Origin of the sequence: Chloroflexus sp. (genome assembly GCF_049970315.1) — a bacterium.
In the GTDB taxonomy this organism is placed as follows: Bacteria; Chloroflexota; Chloroflexia; order Chloroflexales; family Chloroflexaceae; genus Chloroflexus.
This window is the reverse complement of the sequence record NZ_JBMFNE010000004.1, coordinates 19,725-39,667: the sequence shown is the minus strand read 5'-3', so window position 1 is coordinate 39,667 and position 19,943 is coordinate 19,725. Positions and strand designations below refer to the sequence as shown.

The following is a 19,943-nucleotide window of genomic DNA, read 5'->3' as shown; positions in this document are numbered from 1 at the left end:
ATGAATGGACATACGCGTTCACATTGCTACGTGAAAGCGTTGGTAGCAGGGATGATGGTAGGATTAGGTCGATGATGCTCGCAGCCAGTATAGCACGCGCAATAGTTGCGAGTGGTAAGATAGAGTCGTTGTTTGGCAACCGCAGATTGCGCTTTTAAGGAAAAGGTAAACAAATGACAACCATCACCAACGCCTCCTTCCTCTCCCGACCATGGCCGGTGATCACGATACTCGCATTAGCCGTCCTGTTTGTGAAAAGCACGTGGTTTTCCGCTTCGGCAGTAGTGCCGGCCCTAACTACCGAATGGGGATTGGACGACACAAGCCGAGCGTGGCTCACAATGTCCGTACAACTGGGTTTTGCGTGTGGCGCCTTTGTTTCAGCCGTGTTGGGGTTAGCCGACCGCTGGCCGAGTCACCGACTCTTTGCCGGCTCGGCGTGGGCAGCGGCGCTGTGTACTATTCTGATCGGACTCGTTGCCAATGGACCAGCACCGGCAGTGATCTTGCGTGTGCTCACCGGTATGGCACTGGCCGGTGTTTACCCTGTGGGGATGAAGATAATGGCAACGTGGACGAACCGTGAGCGGGGATTAGCAATCGGCATGTTGGTTGGAGCATTGACGTTAGGTTCGGCCTCGCCACACTTACTCAACGTGATAGGAGGGATTGGCGACTGGCAACGTACACTGCTTTTGGCCGGCGGGATAGCAGCGGTGGGCGGCGCTATCGTGGCCGTTGCGATACGTGAAGGCCCACTACAAACCGCTGCACCGCGCTTTCATTGGCGGCACGTAACTGCTATCTTGCGTGAACGACCGATTCTTTTGGCTAATCTCGGCTACCTCGGTCATATGTGGGAACTGTACGCCGCATGGACATGGTTACCACTCTTTTTACTGGCTAGTTTTGAAGCACGCGGGATAGCAGCGTATTGGGCCGGCTTGGTTGCCTTCGCTGCAATTGGTATTGGTGGAATTGGCTGTATCGTCGCCGGTGCACTCGCTGATTGGCTGGGACGCACAACCATTACGATTGCGTCTATGGCCATTAGTAGTGGATGCGCGCTCGTGATCGGAATGACGTTCGGTGGTAACCCGTGGCTGACGACCGGGATAGCACTTTTGTGGGGCCTGACCATCATCGCCGACTCGGCTCAATTTTCAACTGCCATCAGTGAACTTGCTCCGCCAGGTCTCATCGGCACTGCATTAGCCCTCCAGACGAGTTTAGGCTTTTTGCTCACCCTGATTACCATTTGGCTGATCCCACCACTGGTGGCGCTGGTAGGGTGGCACTGGGCGTTTTCCATCTTGGCGATTGGGCCGGTGATTGGGATGTGGGCGATGATGACGCTCCGACGTTCACCGGCTGCAGCACGACTGGCAGGCGGGCGGAGGTGATGGATACTGCCAGAACCGCTAGCGCCAGTTCTGGCATTTGCTCCGCAGCACGACTGGCAGGCGGGCGGAGGTGATGGATACCATCACCAGGCACGGCGCGGACGGAACTGTATCACGTCAAGGCACAATACCGTTGGGCACAGTATCGTTGATACGGGTGTTTGACGATTGGGACGAACAGCCTATTTCTGTTGATAGGTAATGAGCACGCAATGGAGCGCGCCGTATCTGATTCGCAGGGTGTATCGGGACGCACAGCCTATTTCTGTTGATTAGGTAATGAGCACGTACAGGAGCGACAAGCCGCCAGGTCGTTCGCACTGGAGGATGAGCAGACTGAGCAGGTGAGCTAAAACGGATCGCTTCTCACCCTCATCCTAAGTTCACCGATTGAGTCGCTTGCGAATCGATGACACACGGTGTGCTTACCGTTATAGCAGTATTGTCATCACATACCACACATACCACACCGTAACCCGACTCGGCAGAAAGATACATCATATTCGCTCGGAGTCGAGGTGACCACAAAAAAGAGTAACTAGAGTTTGCCGCCAGCCGTTACAATATTTGCATGCATGTTCGATCCCGGAGCGTCCTATGGTCGTTGACCTGTTAACCCTCTCGATTGCCCTTAACCTCGCCAACTTTCTACAGGCATCTGCCCTGATCGGGTTAGCTATTGCCAACCGCGGACGACCCGGTCTGAGATGCTGGGCAGCCGCGATGAGTCTGTTAGCCATCGGGCTAACCATAACCAGCTTCCGCGATGTAGCCGATGTACCGTTGGTAATCAATGCGGTCAGTAATGGCATGGTAGGCGCCTGCATGCTCTTGCTGTATCACGGCATCAAGCGCTTTTTCGGCGAACCTGGTCGTCCGTACCACTTACTGATGATCGGTGTGCTCTTTTTTGTCGCCAATCTGATCCTTGCCTTTACCGATGATACGCCACCTCTGCGCCGCGTCCTCTTCTCAACCTTCCTTGCACTTAGTTCGCTCTTGATCGCTATTCGCTTGCTACAAGCCCCAAGACCTGACTTGCGAACCATCATTGTGTTCCTCGCCACCGTCTTTGGGGTCAACGCCATCTTTTTCGTGCTGCGCGGGCTGGCGGTTGTTAGTGAACCGAATTGGCTCTTTATTTCACCGGCTTGGCAGACTGCAACGTATCTGGTATCAATTGCCACCACCACCTTGTGGACGTTTGGCTTGATTTTATTGGTCAATCAAACCCTAGCCGTTGAACAACGCGAGACCCTCGACCAACTCGAACAGATCTTCAACGCACAGCCCGATGCAGTCCTGTTGTCACGTCTGAGCGATGGGGTTTTTGTCAAGGTGAATCATGGGTTTACAGTCATTAGCGGCTACACCGCTGAAGAAGTCATCGGTAAGGATGCACTCACGCTAAACATTTGGTATTCGCGAGAAGATCGGCGGCGGTGGGCCGAAATAATCCAACGTGACGGCGCATGCCGAAGTATGGAGTTCCAATTTCGCCGACGTACCGGCGAGTTGCGCACCTGTTTGCTCTCCTCTCAAAAATTACTCATCCAAGGCGTACCGCACGCGATTAGCATCGTTCACGACATCACCGAACGCAAACAGATCGAAGCAACATTACAGCGTAGTGAGGCCCGTTACCGGCTCATTGCCGAAAACACCACCGATGTCATTTGGTTGTTCGATCCGTTAGCGATGCGCTTTACGTTCTTCAGCCCATCAATTCATAAACTGATCGGCTACTCGGCAGCAGAAGCTCAAGAGATGTCGTTCACCGATTTCTTAACGACCGAGTCAGCCAAGCACATACATTTGGCCTTACAGTACATGCTCAATCATTGGGAAGGTGATCTGACAACCGCTCCACCGTGGGTTGCGGAGATTGACCTGATCCACCGCGACGGCCATGTGGTGCAGGCCGAAATTATTACCTCGTTCGTCCGTGATGAAGAGCAGCGGTTGATGGTTCTCGGTGTGGCCCGTGATATTACTGCACGCAAGCAAGCCGAAGTAGCATTACGAATCGCCCGCCAGCAGGCTGAAGCCGCCAATCGGGCCAAGAGCGCCTTTTTGGCGAATGTTAGCCACGAATTACGAACCCCATTGCACGCCGTATTAGGGTTCGCCCAGTTGCTGGCAAACGACAACAACTTAACAACCACCCAACATGAGTATCTAGCGATTATCAATCGCAGTGGTGAGCACTTACTACGCCTGATTAATGAAGTCCTCGACTTGGCTAAGATTGAAGCCGGACGCTACACCTACAATGCGGCACCGCTGAATGTGCGACAACTCATTGAAGATATCCAACTTCTCTTTCGCAACCGCGCCGAAGCCAAGCAATTACACTTAAACGTGACATGTGCCAGTAATGTACCAACGCTCATCATCAGCGATGAGGCAAAATTACGTCAGATTCTAATCAACCTACTGAACAACGCGATCAAGTTTACCGATGCCGGATCCGTTCATTTGCACGTTATCTGTGAGGAGCAACGCTTACTCTTTACCGTGGAAGATACCGGGATCGGCATTCCACCGTTGGATCAGCAAAAGCTCTTCCAGCCCTTTTTCCAAGGTCAGCAAACGGGGGAATCTAACACAAACGTTGGCGTCGGCCTTGGTCTAAGTATTAGTTACGAACTCGCCCGACTGATCGGCGGTGATCTGAGTGTGTTTAGCGAGGGAAGAGGTTGTGGTACCCGCTTTACCCTAGCAATTCCATTAAACACAGCGATCACAACACTGCCAACCTCACCCATTGAACCAGAACAGCGACGTGTAATCCGCCTACGCGACGGCCAACCGGTGTATCGCATGTTGATCGCCGATGATCAACCAACGAATGCGTTGTTCCTCGTCGCGCTCCTGCACCGGCTCGGTTTTGCCGTCCAATCGGTTGCCGATGGTCAAGCGGCAATCGAGATTTGGCGCTCGTGGCAACCGCATATAATCTGGATCGATATCCGCATGCCGAAACTTGATGGCTTTACGGTCACCCGGCGGATTCGAGAAATGTGCGCGCACGAACCGGGTATGATGCGTCCCTTTATCGTGGCGTTATCGGCCCATGTACTCGAGGATACAGCGAAACTCGTTGCTGATGCCGGATGCGACCACTTTATCGCGAAACCGTTTCGCGAAGATGACGTTGTGCACACGATTGAACAACTCCTACACGTGGAGTTCGAATACGCCGTACCGATCTCTAACCAATTACCAACCACAATAGTGACCGATAACGGCTATCATCCTGAATGGTGTAAAGCATTGCAACAGGCGGCCCAAGAGGCCAACTTTCGCCGCTTGCAAGAATTGGTCCAGTGCATTGAACGCGAACGACCCGCCGACGCTACCCTTTTGCGACAATGGATTGAAACATTTGATTATCAGTCAGTATTAGCATGGATTGATAATGTGACGACATCACAAGCTGTGAATCCTATTGGATAGTAGGACTGACATTAGAATAGAATGTACAGGTATAGTTGAGACGTGTTGGTGTCGTGCGCGCTCAGCACGTATGGCAGCTGACATTAGAATAGAATGTACAGGTATAGTTGAGACGTTACCTTCATGCCAGATAATCGAACACCTACCATCCTGATCGTCGACGATACTCCGGCAAATCTCCTCCTCTTGACCCAACTACTGAGTGGTCAATCATATGATGTTCGCCCGGTTACCCAAGGCCGACAAGCAATAACGGCAGTTCGTACAATTCACCCTGATTTGATATTACTTGACATCCGCATGCCCGATATGGATGGTTATACAGTATGTCAAAACTTAAAAGCCGATCCGGAAACCAACCATATACCGATCATCTTCATCAGTGCGCTCGACGATACTGAAGACAAAGTGCGCGCCTTTGAGTGTGGAGGTGTCGATTACATTACGAAACCATTCCAACCGGCCGAGGTATTGGCGCGTGTGCGCACCCATCTGGCCTTGGCCCAAGCCCGGATTGCACTTGAGATGGCAAACCGCGAACTGCAACGAGCACTTGCACGTGAAGCGGAACTCGCTCGAATTGACTGGTTGACCGGTGTCTACAATCGTAGCCATTTTTACGAGCTGGCAACCCACCAGTTTGCGATTGCCACCCGTTACGATCAACCACTGGCGATCTGCATGTTCGATGTCGACCACTTCAAACACATCAATGACCAATACGGTCACCTGATCGGCGATCAAGTACTGCGGACCATTGCCCAAACGGCTGCCCGTCAGATTCGCACTACTGACTGTATCGGTCGTTTTGGCGGTGAAGAGTTTATCCTGCTGTTACCGAATACGAGGATGGAGTCTGGACTACACCTCGCCGAGCGCCTACGAGCCGCTGTCGCCGCGTTAGAGATACATACCGAGAAGGGCACCATCACAGCTACGATCAGTCTAGGCGTGGCCGAGCGCCAACCGGCCGATACAATAATCGAACGGATCATCGACCGCGCCGATCAAGCCCTCTACGCGGCCAAACGGCAAGGGCGTAACTGCGTTGTGGGTGTGTAAGGTAAGATCGAAGATATAACGGTAGAAGCGGTGAAAGCCAAAGCCCGGTTGATCGACGGCGAACGATACCGGCGCCACTGGGGCTATGGTATACTTCCTTTCAGAGACAACAGCAAATACAAGGTCTTGTCACCGACTGAATCATACATGTCAGATCAACTACACATCCGCAATTTCAGCATTATTGCTCACGTCGATCACGGAAAAACGACATTGAGTGATCGGCTGCTCGAAGCGACGCGCACAATTACTGAGCGCGAGCAGCGTGAACAACTCCTCGATTCGCTTGATCTGGAGCGGGAAAAAGGCATTACCATCAAGCTCAAACCGGTGCGGATGGAGTACCGTGCGGCCGATGGTCAGCTCTACCAACTTAACCTAATCGACACTCCCGGCCATGTCGATTTTAGCTATGAGGTCAACCGATCGCTGGCTGCCTGTGAAGGTGCGCTCTTGGTTGTCGATGCTTCGCAAGGTATCGAGGCGCAAACGCTGGCGAATACCTATTTGGCGCTTGAAAACGATCTGGTGATCATTCCTGTTATCAACAAGATCGATCTGCCCGGCGCACACCCCGAAGAGGTCGCGCAGGAGATCGAGTCGGTGATCGGTATTCCTGCTGAAGAGGCCATCTTTGCCTCGGCCAAAGAGGGCATTGGTGTGCCGGAGATTCTCGAAGCGATTGTCAAGCGTATCCCGCCGCCGCGCGGCCAGCGCCAGCAACCGGCACGTGCATTGATCTTCGACTCGCATTATGACCCGTACAAAGGAGTGATCGCCTATGTGCGGGTGGTTGATGGTGTCTTTACTGCCCGCGATCGGGTGCAGTTTATGGGCACCGGCGCCCAAGCCGAAACGCTCGAACTCGGCATCTTTCGCCCGGCGATGACCCCCCTGAACGAGCTGGTTGCCGGTGAGGTGGGTTATATCGCAACCGGTCTTAAGAGTGTCGCCGATTGTCAGGTTGGCGATACCATTACCCTGGCCGACACCCCAGCCGGTGAACCGCTACCCGGCTATCGCCCGGCCAAACCGATGGTCTTCGCTGGTCTCTACCCGATCGACTCGAACGCTTACCCCGAACTGCGCGAGGCACTCGAACGGCTCAAGCTGAACGACGCTGCGCTTTCATTCCAACCCGAAAGCTCGGCTGCACTTGGGTTTGGTTTTCGCTGTGGCTTCCTCGGACTACTCCACATGGAGATTGTACGCGAACGGCTTGAACGCGAATACAAACTCGATCTGTTGATCACTGCACCCTCGGTGGAGTATCAGGTATTGCTGTCAGATGGTGAGATCGTGACGGTCGCTAACCCATCCGAAATGCCAGATCTGTCACGGATCGAAGCCATCGAAGAGCCGGTGGTCGAGATTAGTGTTATTACGCCGGTACGCTATATCGGCACTATTATGGATTTGGTGACGAACCGGCGTGGTGTCTTTGTCAGTATGGATTATCTCGACCCGACGCGCGTGCTACTGAAGTATCGGATGCCGTTGGCCGAAATTGTGATCGATTTTTACGATCAGCTCAAGAGTCGCACACAGGGCTATGCCTCGCTCGACTATCATCTGGCGGGTTATCAAGCGGCCGATCTGGTCAAGCTCGATATTTTGGTCAACGGTCAGCCGGTTGATGCGTTGTCGCTGATCGTCCATCGTGATTTTGCTTACCAGCGTGGGCGGGACCTGGTTGAACGACTACGCCAACTGATCCCACGCCAAATGTTTGAAGTACCGATTCAGGCAGCCATCGGCTCGAAAATCATTGCTCGCGAAACGATTCGAGCGTTGCGGAAAGATGTGTTGGCGAAGTGCTACGGCGGCGACGTAACCCGTAAGCGTAAACTGCTCGAAAAACAGAAAGAGGGTAAGAAGCGCATGAAGATGGTCGGTAGCGTCGAGATTCCGCAAGAAGCATTTATGGCAATTCTATCGCTCAACGAGTCGGGGAATGAGCGTGAACGATAGCGTATTGGAATGTGGAGAGAGGCAGTATGCGTCACTTGATCTGGCTACTCACCCTGTTCCTCCTGGCCGGTTGCCAGAGCGTGGTGAATGGCCGTCAATGGATTGAGACCGATTCGCCGGTAGCGTTTCGTTTGGGAACGCAGGTTTATACGGTTGCCGATGTCAATAATGAAATAAAACGTGCCATCGGTGATGGAATAGCCAATGCATTGGCCTCCGGCCAGACCCGTGAGCAGATCGAGCAAATTGTGGTCGAGAACGATCTGCGCCGACAGATCTTTGAGCAGATGATCCAGAATGAGCTGCTGCTGTACTACGCCCGCCAGCATGGGATTGGTGTTGATCCGGTGGCTCTTGATGCGGTGGTATTTAATCGGATAGCGAACAATGCCACGCCGGCAGAAGTGCTCGATCAACGCAGTGTGTTAGCCCGTGAGCAGATCGTGTTGGAAATCATTGCTCGCAATACCCGCGCCGATATGGCCCATGCGCGCCATATTCTGGTCAATGATGAAGCTGCAGCGCAGGCGATCCTTGCCGAACTGCAAAGTGGCGCCGATTTTGCTACACTCGCGGCAACTCGTTCGCGCGACACAGCATCGGCAACGAACGGTGGTGATTTGGGTTGGGCCACGCGGGGTGATTTTGTACCGGCGTTTGAAGAAGCTATCTTTACACTACCACTCAATACACCACAGATCGTGCAGACCGATTTCGGTTTTCATGTCGTCGAGGTATTGGACCGCGAACTCCAACGTCCCTTCGATACGTTTGAACAATTGCGGGTTCGTCAGAATGCCGGCCAATTTTATCAGGAAACCTTTGTACCGTGGTACGAGGAGTTGCGCCGTGAGTTTGAATTGAGTGGGGAACTACAGATCGCCGATGGCTTTGATCCAAACGCCTTACCGATCCCGTTCCCTGAGACACCATGAGTACCACACTACATACTGTCCTTAACCTTGCGGTAAGTCAGGGCCTGATCGACCCAGCGGCATTACAGGTGTGGTCAGTTGAGTGGTTGCTTCAACCACCACCCCGGCCAACAGCAACCAAGGTGTTACCATGGGTAGAACAGCAAGGTTTGGGCAGCTATCAACCGGTACACTTGCCATACCCCCTGGCAACACATATCCCGGCTCTGATCTGGGGTGAACCGGCCACTCGCAATCTGACCGCACTGGCTACCCTTTTGGCTGAACGTTACCCGACCAATCATCGGTTGGTCGTGTTGACCGCGCCAGAGGGGAATACAATACCGTTGACCGTAGCCGAACTCGCCACGGCAGTATTACCACCGACTGAAGCGTTTGGGATGGTCGTTCCGGCATTGTCCCTCGCCGAAGACCGACGAAGCATTGACCGATTGCGGTGGGTGATCGGTCGTCTACTCGGCCCGGACGGGTGCCCATGGGATGTACGTCAGACCCATCAGAGCCTACGAAGCGCTCTCCTCGAAGAGGTATATGAAGCGCTAGAAGCCATCGACAGCGGCGACATGCGTCATCTCTGCGAAGAGCTTGGTGATGTACTGATGCAGGTATTCGTACATAGTGAAATGGCCCGACAAGCTGGCCATTTTACCCTAGAAGCAGTTGTTCAGCACGTCACCGATAAACTGATCTTTCGCCACCCGCACGTCTTCGGCACAACCGGTGTGACCGATACCGGTGAAGTTCTACAGAACTGGGATGCGTTAAAGGCTCAAGAATTGGCTGCTAAAGGCCAAGTACATAGCAGTGTCCTCGATGGTATTCCGTCAGCATTACCAGCACTGGCCACTGCACAGACGCTGGCGCGTAAGGCAATCCGAGCTGGGTTTACGTGGACAACGGTTGAGCAAGTCTGGGCCAAAATTGTCGAAGAACTAGCCGAGTTACGCGAAACTGATGATAGTGCGGCCCAGCAGAGGGAACTCGGCGATCTGCTGTTCGCGCTGACCATACTGGCCCATTGGCTCCAACTCGATGCAGAAGCGGCCCTGCGCGAAGCAAACTTGCGGTTTAAACAACGGTTTCAGCAGGTTGAACAGATGGCTGCGCGTTCTGGCCGCAACCTACGTGATTGCACACTCGATGAACTGATCGCATGGTGGACGGCAGCAAAGATGATGAGTAACGAACCCACCGATGGCACCACCAATTCCGCTGTATCGTAACGATATTGTCCAGTTACGCAAACCGCATGCTTGCGGTGGTGATACGTGGCGAATTGTGCGGCTAGGAGCCGACATCGGCCTGCGCTGCGAGACATGCGGACGGCGAGTATTGTTGCCGCGAGCCGAACTCGAACGGCGAATCAAACGCTTTGTAGCACGTGGTGTTGATGAATAACGACACCTTTGGCGGGACGAGAGAGATTGTCCTTATGATAGTATCATAGCCGCTCAACATTCCATTAGTACTTCCTTCCTGCTCATTGATAGAACTAGTCAGCTTCATAGTATGCAAGGTCGCATGGTTCAACATCGGTTATTTCCATACCCAATCCCTCGATGGTGGTCGGTGTGGCGGTACTTCATCATCGGATTACTCTGGTCAGCATTCGTCACCGGTATAACAGCACAGTCAATTCAGCCAATCTACGTTACCGAATACGAGGGTGTCCTGAGTAGCTATGCCGCCGGATATTTGCGGCGTGCCTTGCACGAAGCCGAGGCTGCGAATGCCCAGGTCATCGTGATGCAACTGACGCCAAACGGCGCCGTTCTCGAAGAGGTGCGCAAACTTGCAAACGATATTGCCAATGCGCGTGTACCGGTGGTGGTGTACATCAGTCCGTCCGGCCACGATGCCGGCGCTACCGGTTCGTGGTTATTGCCGGCAGCGCACATCGCGGCGATGGCACCGGATAGTCGGTTTGGCCTTGCCACCCCCCTCTTCGTACCGACAATGGGTATGAGCAATGACACCCAAGAATTGTTGTTAAACGAGCAGTTACAGCAATTCGAGGCATGGGGCCAGGCCCACAACCGAAATGTTGATTGGGCCGATACCGCCTTACGGAGCGGTTTTATTGCCACAGCAGCCCAAGCCATCGAGGCACAACCGCCGATTATCGATCTGGTGGCCCGTGACCGTACCGAATTGTTGCAACGCCTGGAAGGCCGGGTAGTGACATTGGCCGATGGACGGCAGATCACCTTGGCAACACTCGGCGCCCGCCCCTTTGTCGTCGAAGTCAATCTTCTCGAAGCCTTTCTGCTCATACTCGCCAACCCGACCGTTGTCTTCTTATTATTGATCATGGCAGGGCTTGCCTTCTACGCCGAGTTTCTCAGCCCAACTATCGGTATCCTGGCCGGTCTCGGTGTGCTATTGCTTATTGGCGCAATTATCGGTATGATCGCATTGCCGGTGCAATGGCTCAGCGTGTTAGGCATTCTCATCGCATTCGGCCTCATTGCAGCCGATCTCTTCGTGCCATCGCATGGCACGCTGACCGTCATTGGGGTGGGCATTATGATCGCCAGCGCATTAACGCTGTTCGACGCGACCCAAGCCCCGGGTGTGGCCGTGGCGCTGTGGGTGATCATCTTAGTTGCGATGATCATTGCAATCTTCGCCGTGACCGGGGTGTGGCTGGCACTGCGGTCGCGTAACCGACCGGTTACGACCGGGCAGGAAGGATTAATCGGACGACTGGCTGAGGTACGACAGCGCCTCGATCCAGAAGGGATGGTATTTGTTGAGGGTGCATTGTGGCGAGCGGTATGCGAAAATGGTACCGCAGAAGCAGGTGAATGGGTACGTGTGACCGGAATCTATGCCTTGCGCTTAACGGTGCGGCGGATTGAACCATCTGAAGTATCGTCGCCATCATAGAAACAACGGTTCGGGTTGGAAGTCGGCATCCAACATATTTTGGTTGCATCACGGAAAGGGAGTGATATGAGCGGCTTCACATTCTTCTTGTTCGCTTGTCTGGCAGTTTTGGCCTTCATTGCGTTAATGATCTTGCTCTCGGCGATCAAGATCGTTCCCGAATACGAGCGTGGAGTTATCTTTCGATTGGGTCGGCTAATGGGGCCACGCGGGCCGGGAATCTTTTTTGTGATCCCGATCTTCGAGCGTATGGTGCGGGTTGATATGCGCGTTATTACAATGGACGTGCCGGTCCAAGAGGTGATTACGCTCGATAACGTGACCATTAAGGTCAATGCCGTCCTCTATTTTCAAGTGATCAATCCGAATTGGGCGGTCACGAAAGTGATGGACTACATCCGCGCCACGATGCAAATCGCCCAAACAACCTTGCGCAGCGTTGTTGGTCAGGTCGAGCTTGATGAACTGCTGGCGCAACGCGAGAAGATCAACCAAAAACTTCAGCAGATCATCGACGAACAGACCGAACCTTGGGGGATCAAGGTAACGATTGTCGAAGTAAAAGACGTCGAGTTGCCGCAGAACATGCAACGGGCAATGGCACGCCAAGCAGAAGCCGAACGTGAAAAGCGTGCCAAGTTGATCCACGCTGATGGCGAATTGCAAGCGTCGCGTACCCTGGCCGAAGCGGCGCGCGTGTTAGCCAGCGAGCCGGTCACGTTGCAACTACGGTATCTGCAAACCTTGACCGAAATCGCCACCGAGAAGAACAGCACGATTATCTTCCCGCTCCCGATTGAGCTGCTCAAGACCTTTTTGGCGCCGCAGTCGGTCAATAATGATGTGGTACGCTCATCAGATTAGGGTGGGTAGCACGATGCTCATGGTATGGTAGCCCGCACGAGCGTCGTACAGTAGTTGTGGGGCAGAGGTTGTCATCTGCCCCACACCATACACCGGCTATCGCCGAGCGATGATTGCAATACTCGCAACAAGCAACGCCGCACCAACAATACCGGTAGCGGTAAAGCGCTCGCCGAGCAAGAGCATCGCCAACAATGCCGAGCCGAGCGGCTCGAGCAGCGAAATAGTGGCTGCCGTCGTCGCCCGCACCGTGCGCATACCGCGTACATAGAGTGCATACGCTAAAGCGGTCGGGACTACACTCAGGTAGCCTAACACCAACCAGCCCAATGGCGGATAATCAATCGCCAAACCGGTAGATAGGGCAGCGGGCAGTAACAACAACGCTCCAAGGGTAAACGACAACGCAACCGGCACGACCGGATGGTAATCAGCAGCGACCAGTCGTGCGCCCAACACCACCAGACTGTACGAAAAGCCGGCGGTCAGTGCCAACGCAGCCCCTACCAGCCAATCGTTCGTGGAGTGTACTTGTGGCACACCACCGGCCAACAGACCTGCGCCAATCACCGCACCGCCAATCGCCAGCCCGGTGCTCGGTCGCAACCGCTCGCCGAGAAAAGCCCGGGCAAGCAGCGCAGTGAAGATCGGTGCACTACAGATATTGATCAAGACGGCTGCTGCCACACCGAGATACGGAATTGCGGCAAAGTAGGCCACCTGATAACCGGCGAACGCACCACCGATTAGGGCCAGTACCCAACGATGGCGTGGTTTGATGCGAAAGGCCTGTGGCCCAGCAAGCATACGTGCAGTGATCAACAACACCGGCGCCGACAGCAGCAAACGAAGGAAACCTATCGAAAGCGAATTGGTTTCGGTCAAGCGATAGAGCCACCCAACCGCCACACCGATGGTCCCCCACGATAACGCAGCGATAACTACCATCGCAATATCGAAGGGACGTTGGGCTTCATTAAGCGTAGACATAGCATCCTGATTTCTTGCAGAAAACCGTTCAACGGCGTACATTCGTGACAATCGGAGAGGCGGGTTGCAACCCGCCTCTCACGGTACGCAACAGATGTCACTCACAGCGAGCGACTCATTTCGTCAGCTCAGCCCACATACCCCTGTAACAGCTCAACCAACAACCGTACACCAACCCCAGTCGCCCCACGTGCTTGATAAGCGCGCGACGGCTTCTCAACCCACGCGGTACCGGCAATATCGAGGTGCGCCCACGGATAATCACCGACAAAAGCGGCCAGAAAACCGGCAGCCGTAATCGCGCCGCCGTAACGCCCACCGGTATTTTTGAGATCGGCAATGTCACTCTTCATCGCATCACGGTACTCATCCCAGAGCGGCAACTGCCAAACGCGCTCGGCAGTCGCTTCACCGGCAGCAATGAGCCGATTTGCCAATTCTTGATTGTTCCCCATCAAACCAATCGCATGCGAGCCAAGGGCCACCATGATCGCACCGGTCAGGGTTGCCAGATCAACAATCGCCGCCGGCTGATAGCGTTGTGCGTAAAAGAGGCCGTCTGCTAACACGATCCGACCTTCAGCATCAGTATTAAGCACCTCAACCGTCTTACCACTGAGGGTGCGAATAATATCACCGGGACGATAAGCGGTACCGCTCGGCATATTCTCGGCAGCACAAACAATACCAACCACATGCAACGGTAACTGTAATTCGGCTACCGCTTGCATGGCGCCGAAAACTGCCGCCGCACCACTCATATCCATCTTCATATCGTCCATCTTCTCGGCCGGTTTGATGCTGATACCACCGGTATCGAAGGTTATACCCTTACCGACGAGACAAATGGTTGGACCTTGCCCGCCAGTACCATATTCCATCACGATAAAGCGTGGTTCGTTGGCCGATCCTTGCCCAACGGCGAGAATACCGCCAAAACCTTGTTCGATCAACTGTGCTCTATCCAGCACAGTGACCTGCAAACCAAGACGAGCACCCATCTCAACAGCAGTCTGACCCAGAAATGCCGGTGTCACCTCATTACCGGGACCGTTCGCGAGATCGCGGGCAAACGTCGTCGCCCGCGCCAATATCTGACCACGCCGTACCCCCTCGACGGCTTCTGGCGCATCAGAACCAGCTTGCAAGATAGCCGTAATCTCCGGCGTCTCCTCCCGGTCACTCTTATAGCGTGTATATCGGTACGACCCCAGAATGCTACCCTCGGCAAAAGCTACACCAAACTGTTGTGGTGTCAATGGCAGATGACCATTGTAGCCCAGATGATAACTCGACACCTTCAATTCTTGCGCCCGTTGGGCCGCAATGGCTGCCGCTTGCCGCACTGTGTCGGCAGTAATACCCGAACGCTTCCCCATCCCGATCAGCAACAACCGCCGCGCCGGCAACGCTCCGCGTGGGTAGAGTAACGTTTGCTGCTTCCAGCGTCCGTTGGCATCGTTAGGTTCGCATAACGCAGTAACTTCCGCAGGTAATGTTTCGTCCTCGGCGTACAGCAAAACGGCTAACTCCGTCTCGGTAGCCAACAATTCACCGCTCTGAACTTCACATTCCATAAGAACCTCGGAATACCTGATGTGTCATATTTTGCAGGACTTTTATTGTACGTTCAAGCCAGCAGACCGTCAAATCCGACCGCATACTCAGGAAATAACGTGCCTTACGTTTCACATCCGTAGGGTTGCCATCTGCACTATGGTACAATAGCCGCATTTAGGAAAGTTGTGTAGGGGGCCATCATGACACCCATTATCCAACTTGGCATTGGTGGCGTCGGACGAGCTTTAGCACGACAAATAGTAGCCGTCGCGCCTGCCATTCGCCGACGCTATGGCATAGATCTACGCTACATAGCGATTGCTGATAGTCGCGGTATCATTGCCGGTGATCCGACGGTGAGAGAAGAACAAGTACATCAAATCCTCGCCGTAAAAGAAGCCGGTTATGGGCTTGATAGGATGACTAATGCGATCACCGATCGGCACTGGATCGAGTTACTCCCTGCGACAATAGCAATCGTTGTTGATGTCACGGCAACGAGTGAACATACCGCGCCATTGGCCGCAGCCGTCTCGGCGGGTCATCGCGTTGTATTGGCCAATAAACGCCCACTATGTGATGAGTACGATCTGTTTACCGCGCTCACCGAACGTGGTGCAACCCGCTACGAAGCGACGGTTGGGGCCGGTTTGCCGGTTATTGGGGTATTACAGGGCTTGCTCGACACCGGTGATGATGTACTGCGGATCGAAGCGGCCTTGAGTGGTACCCTCGGCTTTCTGATGAGCGCGTTAGAAGAGGGTAGCAGTTTTGCCGAAGCGGTACGGAAAGCGCACGCACTCGGCTACACCGAGCCGGATCCGCGGGATGACCTAAGCGGGGCTGATGTGGCACGTAAGGCGCTGATTTTGGCCCGTACTTGTGGCATCCCCGTACCGGCTGACGCGGTGAGTGCTGAATCGCTCTTCCCACCCCAGCTCGCAACGGTCAGTGTGGCAGAGTTCTTGCAACGCTTGCCTGAAGCCGAGGAATCTGTTATGGAACGCTTTGCCGCGGCCCGCGCCGCTGGCAACGTCTTGCGGTATATCACGCGCATCACGCCGGACAACATCGAGGTGGGGTTGCGCGAGTTGCCCGCCGATCATCCGCTCGCCGGTCTGCGTGGCCCCGACAATATGATCAGCTTCACCACCCGACGTTACCACGACCGACCAATGGTGATCCGCGGGCCAGGTGCAGGGGTTGAAGTGACGGCAACCGGTGTGTTGAGCGATATTATTGCGACAGCTCGAGAACTGTGATAGCGCAAACTGTCGTCTTGGTTTCAGTTATCCGCGATGCGCCACCGGTCGGTCTGTATCACCACCTCAACGGCAACGCACCGCCGATCACTGTTCTCATGAAGCCTGTACCTACTGGCTACGATGGACAAATGTACGGGATGATGGTGGCGCGTGCCTTATCCAAGCCGATTTGTGTTGATGAAGATGTCGTGACACAGATTGCGAAAAGAACGGTGAAATGCCGTGCGCGTTGCGATTACGCTCATGAGGAAGAGACATCTGCATCGATCTGACCCACCACGAATGACAAAACTGCTTGGCGAACGTAGAACAATGGGTAACGGCCTACGTTCATCGCGTAATTACCAAACGACCCACTTGTTTGGCAGTGTATTATCGAGGTCGGCAAACAGCGTCACGATCCATGCTCCAGCGCAGATTATATCTCCGACGCGGATTGGCAGATCGTCAGGACTGTTGCCTTCACCGATAACTCCGTTAGCGCCGAACTATATGATCAAAACATCATGTTACATCTCTTGAGTTTTATAACGCAGCGTGTTACACTATAACGCATAGCGGCATGCACCTCGCTCCCCACCAAATGTAAGGAGTCTTGCGATGAGGCACGAACATTCCCCGGCAGGGTTACCTCACTATGATCTGTACATCAACGGTGCATGGCAGCCGGCGAGCAGTGGACAGACCTTTACCGTCTTCGATCCGGCCAACGGCCAGCCATTAGCAACCTGCGCCAGTGCTAGCCCCACCGATGTTGATCGGGCCGTCGCCGCTGCCCGATCGGCATTTGACCACGGCCCGTGGCCGCATACCAGCCCAGCGCGTCGGGCCGAGATTTTGCATGCGCTGGCCGACGCACTCGAAGCGCGTAATTTTGAATTAGCCGAGATTGAATCACATGACGCCGGTGTGCCACTCCGCAAAACGACGTACAACGATATTACCCTTGGTATCGAGATTTTGCGTGGCTGTGCCGAGATGGCTCGCAAGCATCCCTACGAACCGTTACCGTGGAACGACTTGCCGAGTGTTTCGTGGAACTTTGTCTGGCGGGAACCGATCGGCGTCTGTGCCCAGATTATTCCGTGGAATTATGCCTTCTGTATGGCGGCTTGGAAACTCGGTCCGGCACTGGCCACCGGCAATACGGTTGTCTTTAAGCCGTCGTCGCTCGCACCGTTAAGTACATTGGCTATCGTTCAAGCGATCCACGAGCTGAACCTTCTGCCGAAAGGGGTGGTCAATCTCGTCCTCGGTCCCGGCGGCGAAGTTGGTGAGTATCTGGTCGCCCACCCAGATGTCGATAAAGTCGCGTTTACCGGTAGCACTGAAGTCGGGCGCAAAATTATGGCGCTTGCCGCTCCTCATATCAAGCGGGTGACGCTTGAATTAGGTGGCAAGAACGCAATGATCATTCTCCCCGATGCCGATCTTGATCTGGTCGTCGATGGTGTGCTGTGGGGTGCGTTTTATCACAGTGGTCAATTGTGCGAAGCCGGTTCGCGTCTGCTCGTTCCCCACGCCCTCCACGATACGCTCGTCTCCCGATTGGTGGAACGAGTGCGCACTATGCGGATCGGTGATCCGATGAATCTTGAAACTGACATCGGCCCACTGATCAGTGAACAACAACGTGCGAAGGTCGAGCGCTATATTGCCATCGGTCGCGAAGAAGGAGCAACGGTGGTCATCGGTGGCGGTAGGCCGCTGGGCGAAGCATATGCCAACGGCTATTATGCCGAGCCGACTATTTTCACCAATGTGCGGCCAGAGATGCGAATTGCGCGAGAAGAGATCTTTGGGCCGGTGTTGGCCGTCATAGCGTATGAAGAGGTGAGTGAAGCAATCAAGATCGCCAACGACAGTATCTACGGTCTCGCCGCCTCAGTGTGGTCACGCGATCTCCAGCAAGCTCTGGCCGTGGCCAAACGCATTCGCGCCGGCACGGTCTGGATCAACGAACATCACGTCCTCAACCCTCAGGCGCCGTTTGGCGGGTACCGTCAGAGCGGGTTTGGCCGCGAGATGGGGCGTTACGGCCTCGATGAGTACACTGAAGTCAAGCATATTCATGTTGACCTGATGCAGCGCCGACAGGGCAGGTTATGGTGGGACACCCTCTTGCCTGAATAGTAGATGACGATGGCCTGGTGCAAAGATGCTCAGGGTGCGTATACCATCCTGCTGTCTTTCCTCACATCTTTGCACTGGCTATCCAGTAACCACCGGCTTCTATGACAACCGATATTACGATCAATCTTCAACCACACCATCTCACGCTCGCCGAGGCGATGCGCACGATTATCGCCTTCGATGGTGAGGGACGGCCAATTGTCGCGTTTCGCAACGGTACGAATTATGTGCGTGGGCTTAGTGGTGATGTGCTGCTGAAACGGACGATTGCTCCCGGTCAGAAGGAACGACGCAAGCTATCCGCAGACGAGCGACAAGCGATCTTGGCCGAGCTATTGCACGATGCCAATCGGATGATCGATCAGATAGCGGCAACAGCACCACCGGAAGCTCATGACCGGTTTATGCGCATCCGGCGGTGGGATGTAGCCAGCTTGGAAGCGGAACGAAAACGATTCCGTACCATCTACAAACGGATCAGCATTGTGCCGCCCGATCAATACCGTGCGCTTGTCTTGCAGGCTACCGAAGGATGTAGTTGGAATCGCTGCCATTTTTGCACGTTCTACCGTGATCGACCATTCCGAATCCACACGCCAGACACATTTCGTGAGCATATCCGACAGGTGAAGGCATTTGTCGGCGCCGGTCTCGGCTTGCGGATGGCAATCTTTCTCGGTGATGCTAATGCACTGATTACTCCTCAGCCGCGACTACGGTCGTTACTACAGGTAGTTCATGAAGAGTTCGCGATTGGGCCAACAGCCCCTTTGAAAGGTATCTATGCCTTCCTCGATATTTTTGGGGCCGAACGGAAGACGCTGACCGATTATCGTGAGTTGGCCGATACTGGTGTGCGCCGGATCTATCTTGGTCTTGAAAGTGGTGATGATACCGTATTCCATCAGCTCAACAAGCCCGGCTCACCGGCTGAAGCTATCGAGGTTGTGCAAACGATCAAAGCCGCCGGGATTGCGGTCGGTGTGATCCTCCTCGCCGGGGCCGGTGGCAGTCGCTTCGCTGCCGATCATGTCCAACACTCCATCAATGTTATTGCCGCGATGAACCTCGGCCCAGACGATATTGTCTACCTCTCACCATTGATTGTTACTCCTGATAGTCCTTATCTTGATCAGTTACGCGAATCTGGTAGCCAACCACTTGATACAGCGGAGATTACGAAGCAGGTACAGACGCTCAAACAGAGCTTGCGCACGGTTGTTGCCCCCGGCACAAAGGTAGTGCTCTATCATATCGAAGAGTTTGTGTATTAGCGTGGCATGCAACCGCACGATACCGCACAATCTTACCTAATCTCAACCTTTTAGATAGACACCGCTCTGTTATAATTGAGAATAAGTACCATACTCATACTATGGGTTTTGATGATCGGTGTCATTCAACAGGAGCGG

Annotated in this window: 15 protein-coding genes; 13 read left to right on the top strand and 2 right to left on the bottom strand. The window is 54.2% G+C overall.

What is annotated here, in order from left to right; all coding sequences use genetic code 11:
* The first annotated feature begins 173 nt into the window (after nt 1–173).
* From ACP5OT_RS03980 to ACP5OT_RS03940, 9 genes are all read left to right on the top strand, one after another.
* Nucleotides 174–1,403 carry an MFS transporter gene (locus tag ACP5OT_RS03980; RefSeq protein ID WP_428131399.1) on the top strand — a complete coding sequence of 410 codons (1,230 nt, stop codon included), beginning with the start codon at nt 174–176 and terminating at the stop codon, nt 1,401–1,403.
* 597 nt (nt 1,404–2,000) lie between these two features.
* Nucleotides 2,001–4,862 carry a PAS domain S-box protein gene (locus ACP5OT_RS03975; protein ID WP_428131397.1) on the top strand — a complete coding sequence of 954 codons (2,862 nt, stop codon included), beginning with the start codon at nt 2,001–2,003 and terminating at the stop codon, nt 4,860–4,862.
* A 123-nt stretch (nt 4,863–4,985) separates the two neighbouring features.
* Entirely contained in the window at nt 4,986–5,924 is a 939-nt protein-coding gene (locus ACP5OT_RS03970; protein ID WP_428131395.1) for a diguanylate cyclase, read from the top strand.
* Between the two features lie 147 nt (nt 5,925–6,071).
* Nucleotides 6,072–7,895 (top strand): elongation factor 4, encoded by a 1,824-nt coding sequence (gene lepA, locus ACP5OT_RS03965; RefSeq protein ID WP_428112388.1) that lies wholly within the window; start codon nt 6,072–6,074, stop codon nt 7,893–7,895.
* 26 nt (nt 7,896–7,921) lie between these two features.
* Nucleotides 7,922–8,830, top strand: coding sequence for a peptidylprolyl isomerase (locus ACP5OT_RS03960; RefSeq protein WP_424674931.1), 909 nt, complete (start codon nt 7,922–7,924; stop codon nt 8,828–8,830).
* Nucleotides 8,827–10,053 carry a nucleoside triphosphate pyrophosphohydrolase gene (gene mazG, locus ACP5OT_RS03955; RefSeq protein ID WP_424674932.1) on the top strand — a complete coding sequence of 409 codons (1,227 nt, stop codon included), beginning with the start codon at nt 8,827–8,829 and terminating at the stop codon, nt 10,051–10,053. Before ACP5OT_RS03960 ends, mazG begins: the two co-directional genes overlap by 4 nt.
* Nucleotides 10,025–10,228, top strand: coding sequence for a DUF951 domain-containing protein (locus tag ACP5OT_RS03950; RefSeq protein WP_424674933.1), 204 nt, complete (start codon nt 10,025–10,027; stop codon nt 10,226–10,228). The genes mazG and ACP5OT_RS03950 overlap by 29 nt, the downstream gene beginning before the upstream one ends.
* 171 nt (nt 10,229–10,399) lie before the next feature.
* Nucleotides 10,400–11,719, top strand: a complete 1,320-nt coding sequence (locus ACP5OT_RS03945; protein ID WP_428131393.1) for an NfeD family protein — start codon at nt 10,400–10,402, stop codon at nt 11,717–11,719.
* A 66-nt stretch (nt 11,720–11,785) separates the two neighbouring features.
* Complete coding sequence (locus ACP5OT_RS03940) at nt 11,786–12,583, top strand: slipin family protein (protein ID WP_424674935.1); 798 nt, start codon at nt 11,786–11,788, stop codon at nt 12,581–12,583.
* A gap of 96 nt (nt 12,584–12,679) precedes the next feature.
* On the opposite strand, the gene ACP5OT_RS03935 is transcribed toward ACP5OT_RS03940, so the two are convergent.
* Both ACP5OT_RS03935 and ACP5OT_RS03930 read right to left on the bottom strand, forming a co-directional pair.
* Complete coding sequence (locus ACP5OT_RS03935; protein WP_428112386.1) at nt 12,680–13,573, bottom strand: DMT family transporter; 894 nt, start codon at nt 13,571–13,573, stop codon at nt 12,680–12,682.
* Between the two features lie 128 nt (nt 13,574–13,701).
* The gene (locus ACP5OT_RS03930) at nt 13,702–15,150 is read right to left on the bottom strand and encodes a leucyl aminopeptidase (protein WP_424674937.1); all 1,449 of its coding nucleotides are present in this window, start codon (nt 15,148–15,150) and stop codon (nt 13,702–13,704) included.
* A 183-nt stretch (nt 15,151–15,333) separates the two neighbouring features.
* On the opposite strand from ACP5OT_RS03930, the gene ACP5OT_RS03925 reads away from it, so the two are divergent.
* The 4 genes from ACP5OT_RS03925 to ACP5OT_RS03910 all read left to right on the top strand — a co-directional run bounded on the left by ACP5OT_RS03925 (nt 15,334) and on the right by ACP5OT_RS03910 (nt 19,805).
* On the top strand, nt 15,334–16,395 hold the full coding sequence (locus ACP5OT_RS03925; RefSeq protein WP_424674938.1) for a homoserine dehydrogenase: 1,062 nt from the start codon (nt 15,334–15,336) through the stop codon (nt 16,393–16,395).
* Nucleotides 16,392–16,670, top strand: coding sequence for a hypothetical protein (locus ACP5OT_RS03920; protein WP_424674939.1), 279 nt, complete (start codon nt 16,392–16,394; stop codon nt 16,668–16,670). The genes ACP5OT_RS03925 and ACP5OT_RS03920 overlap by 4 nt, the downstream gene beginning before the upstream one ends.
* A gap of 328 nt (nt 16,671–16,998) precedes the next feature.
* On the top strand, nt 16,999–18,531 hold the full coding sequence (locus tag ACP5OT_RS03915; RefSeq protein ID WP_428131390.1) for an aldehyde dehydrogenase family protein: 1,533 nt from the start codon (nt 16,999–17,001) through the stop codon (nt 18,529–18,531).
* A 101-nt stretch (nt 18,532–18,632) separates the two neighbouring features.
* Nucleotides 18,633–19,805, top strand: coding sequence for a radical SAM protein (locus ACP5OT_RS03910; RefSeq protein ID WP_424674941.1), 1,173 nt, complete (start codon nt 18,633–18,635; stop codon nt 19,803–19,805).
* Nucleotides 19,806–19,943 lie beyond the last annotated feature (138 nt).